At 36.7% G+C, this 3,525-nt stretch carries 6 protein-coding genes; all 6 read right to left on the reverse strand.

The window, feature by feature from the left end; all coding sequences use genetic code 11:
* A partial coding sequence (gene coaBC / locus RT405_RS06235) for a bifunctional phosphopantothenoylcysteine decarboxylase/phosphopantothenate--cysteine ligase CoaBC (protein ID WP_313468475.1) occupies nt 1-721 on the reverse strand: 721 nt, incomplete at its 3' end.
* A gap of 216 nt (nt 722-937) precedes the next feature.
* A complete protein-coding gene (gene rpoZ / locus RT405_RS06240) occupies nt 938-1,153 on the reverse strand; it encodes a DNA-directed RNA polymerase subunit omega (RefSeq protein ID WP_035028521.1) in 216 nt (71 codons plus the stop codon).
* Nucleotides 1,154-1,159: 6 nt separating this feature from the next.
* Nucleotides 1,160-1,774: a guanylate kinase gene (gene gmk, locus RT405_RS06245; RefSeq protein ID WP_313468477.1), complete on the reverse strand. Its 615-nt coding sequence runs from the start codon at nt 1,772-1,774 to the stop codon at nt 1,160-1,162.
* A 59-nt stretch (nt 1,775-1,833) separates the two neighbouring features.
* Nucleotides 1,834-2,055, reverse strand: a complete 222-nt coding sequence (locus tag RT405_RS06250) for a YdbC family protein (protein WP_035028527.1) — start codon at nt 2,053-2,055, stop codon at nt 1,834-1,836.
* A 109-nt stretch (nt 2,056-2,164) separates the two neighbouring features.
* Nucleotides 2,165-2,839, reverse strand: a complete 675-nt coding sequence (locus RT405_RS06255; RefSeq protein ID WP_313468480.1) for a hypothetical protein — start codon at nt 2,837-2,839, stop codon at nt 2,165-2,167.
* A partial coding sequence (locus tag RT405_RS06260) for a patatin-like phospholipase family protein (RefSeq protein ID WP_313468482.1) occupies nt 2,826-3,525 on the reverse strand: 700 nt, incomplete at its 5' end. The genes RT405_RS06255 and RT405_RS06260, both read right to left, overlap by 14 nt.

Genomic DNA, 3,525 nt, shown 5'->3' on the forward strand with positions numbered 1-3,525 from the left:
GTTGTGTCGCAGATACCAAAATGACTTCTGCTCCCAAATCCCTGGCTGCATTTGCCAAACTGTACCCCATCTTTCCAGATGAGTCATTTGTAATATAACGAACTGGATCAATGCGTTCTTTTGTTCCTCCGGCTGTTATGACAACGTGTTTATTTTTTAACGGCAAATCCGGTTGTTGTGTAATTAAGAAGTTTTTAACCGTTTCGATTATGTCAATAGGTTCCGGGAACCGCCCTTTTCCTTCATAACCTTCTGCTAAGAAGCCTGTAGCAGGTTCCATAACAAAACGTCCATCAGCAGCTAAAATTTTTAAATTGCGAACAGTAGCTGGATTTTCTAACATATGAGAGTTCATTGCCGGAACAACAAAAACCGGCGCCGTTGTAGCCAGTAAAGCTGTTGTAACAAAATCATCAGCTATTCCATTTGCTATTTTAGCTATGATATTAGCCGTAGCTGGTGCAACAACTGCAATGTCTGCCCAATCTGCCAGATGAATATGACTAACCTTATCGCTTTCGCGTTCGTCAAATGTGTCAGTATACACATGGTGTTTGCTTAGTATTTGAAAAGTCAAAGGTGTCACAAATTCTTGTGCTGATGCTGTCATGGCTACTTTTACATTTGCACCTTGCTTAATGAATTGTCTAACTAAATCAGCAGCTTTGTATACAGCAATTCCACCTGAAACATACATCACTACGTTTTTATTTTTCAACAATTTAGACTGCCTCCTCTTTGATGCTTACGTGCCTAAATAATCCCTTTCTATATTTTACTAAAAAAGAAGTCATTTGTCTTGTCAACATCCGAATTCTCTTTCTTTTCTTTCTTGTTTATAGAAAAAGGTACAAAAAGAAAAGTACCCCAAAACAGGCAGGTACCTATTTTGAAGCACTTAAATAGAGTATACGTTGCAAAAATGACCTGTCTCCAGTTATTCTGTCAAACTAACTGTTGTAGGATCGATAACTAAATCGCCAGCATCAATTTCTTCTAAGGCTCGGCCGACATTTTTATGAGATTGGTATTCTTCCAGCATAGGCATTGCTTTGCCGTCTAATTCATGTGCCCGTTTACTTGCTAAGATTACCAAAGAATATTTTGAATCGATTTTTTCTAATAAACTATCAATAGATGGATGTAACATCATAGTTTTTTACAGCTCCTCAATCATTTTTTTATACCGGTGAATCACCCGTGAAACTTTTAAATGCTCACACTCAATAATACTTTTAATTTTATTCACGGCATTTTCTACTTTGTCATTTTCAACAGCATAATCATAATGCTGCATTAAATTGATTTCTTCAACAGCTTTCATCATCCGACGCTCAATCACAGCCACTTCATCTGTTCCGCGTCCGACAATACGTGATTTTAATTCGCCGAGTCCAGGAGGAGTCAAGAAAATAAAGATCCCTTCAGGCATTTTTTCTCGCACCTGTAAAGCACCTTGAACTTCAATCTCTAAAAATACGTCTTTGCCGCTTGCCAATGTTTGATTAACATAGTCTAAAGGTGTTCCATAATAGTTTCCAACATATTCAGCATATTCTAATAAACCGCCGCTTGCAATCAGCTCTTCAAACTGATCTTTTGTTCTAAAAAAATAATCGACTCCTTCTATTTCTCCTTCACGTTTTTTTCGTGTAGTCATGGAAATAGAATAGTCCAAGTCATTATCCGGTTGTTCAAATATTGCCTTCCTTACCGTTCCTTTGCCTACACCCGATGGGCCCGAAAGAACAATCAAAAGTCCACGTTCTGTCATGTTAAAATCCTTTCTGTTCTAAAAAAATCATTTATTCCATCTTTTACAAAAAAAGAGGGTTAATCAAAAGTTGCTAAAAAGGATTTGAGTGTATTCATTTCTTCGTTGGTCAATGTTAAACCTTTTCCCATTTTTTCATGATCGGGTGCCCAGTCACGAATATCAAATTTAGGCGGATTTCCATTCCAACTCACTAAATTCAGTTCTTTACGCCAACCTTTATTATTTTCAGAAAGCACTGCTATTTCTTCCATAATTTCATAAGAAAATTTTTGAGCCACTTCGTTCACTCCTCACTATAAACAACTTAAATAAGCTTCTATAAAACATTTGATAATGAGTACTTGCCTTTCAGTGTACCATAAATACCACTCTTTTGTATAATTTTTCTTACAAATTTATATTTTTTATTTGATCCAGACAAACCGCCATCATGAAGACATGCGGCTTTTGCCGGATTAAATAGTTCACTTTCCAGTTATACCATTCTTCCTCCTGGTTTCTATCCATTAGATCGATAAAATAAAACAACATCTTTTTATTTGAAAGCAGCGGAAGGGTTTCAATATATCGGGCTATCCATTCTTCTACCGAGTAAGTTACATTAATTGAAAGCAATTGGTCAACTTCTTCAAAAGATGTGCTATTCAGCAATTCTTTATATCTTTCCAGGATCCGCTTTTCAAAAGACTCAAATTCGTATACTTGAGTAGGATTGATCATAAACAATTTCCCAATCAATTCATAGATGGCATAAACCAATTCTTTTTTTCCAATTTGTCCTTTCCAGCTCTTGTTTAAAGCAATCAGTAGCTTTCTTTGCTGGTTTTCTGTCTTAAAGAAAGAAGCCGCAAAGCGTTTATCTGGATTGATTAAAAAGGAAGCAAAGCGCCTATAAAACTCTTCGTAATGTTTTTCAAAACCGGCTTTCTCAAAGGTGTACCAGCTGCCCTCATAAAAGTCATATGCTTTCATTGTTTCATAATAACCTAATGCAATATTGATATCTGCTCGGTTTTTATCAAATAAAAGGAAATTACCTAAAGGCCATTTACTGCCTCCCATTAGTTAAGGTTTTTTTTAATGAGACTAAGCCATTAATCGGCACGCTGATGATCTCAGTTGGATTTTTTTTAAGTGCCAAATCAATTGGCAAGTCTTCATAGTAACCACCGTCAATATATTCTTTCCCTTCTATTCGTGTAGTCTGCATAGCGGGATAAAAAGAAGCACTGCCGAGTAAATAGAGTCCTAGTTGGCCAAATGGAATATCAGATAAAAAGAATTCTTGGTGCTTCATTGAAGGATACTCAGTCAGTGTCAAACCAAATTCTATCTCGCTTTTTCTGATAGCTGCTTCATCTGGTACATAGGTATCAATCATACTTTTTAAGGGTGTCGTATCAAATCCTCTTTTTTTTACTGCTGAAAGAATAAAACCGCCTACTGTTCGTCGGTAACTTTTAAAACTAGTCGTTTCAAAAGATTTATTCAGTTTTAACACATGACGGGTTTCCATTGTCCGCCACATTTTTTCAGCTTGTTCGTATTTGTTTTGAAGAATCAACGCTCCGTTCAAAGCCCCAACAGAAGTGCCTGTCAAGATATGAATGGGCACGTTTAGTTCTTTTAACGCTTTCCAAACTCCGATTTGATAAGATCCCCTAGCTCCCCCGCCTCCTAATACAAGTGCGACTTTCTCCTCTTGCTTTTTCGCCAAAGATTTTTTTTGCAGGCTGTCCTTTTTCATC

Origin of the sequence: Carnobacterium sp. (assembly GCF_032094055.1) — a bacterium.
GTDB lineage: Bacteria > Bacillota > Bacilli > Lactobacillales > Carnobacteriaceae > Carnobacterium_A.

Coding starts and splice junctions, on each gene's coding strand:
- rpoZ (WP_035028521.1), bottom strand. CDS start 1,153: ATGATGTTACATCCATCTATTGATAGTTTATTAGAAAAAATCGATTCA.
- gmk (WP_313468477.1), bottom strand. CDS start 1,774: ATGACAGAACGTGGACTTTTGATTGTTCTTTCGGGCCCATCGGGTGTA.
- RT405_RS06255 (WP_313468480.1), bottom strand. CDS start 2,839: ATGGGAGGCAGTAAATGGCCTTTAGGTAATTTCCTTTTATTTGATAAA.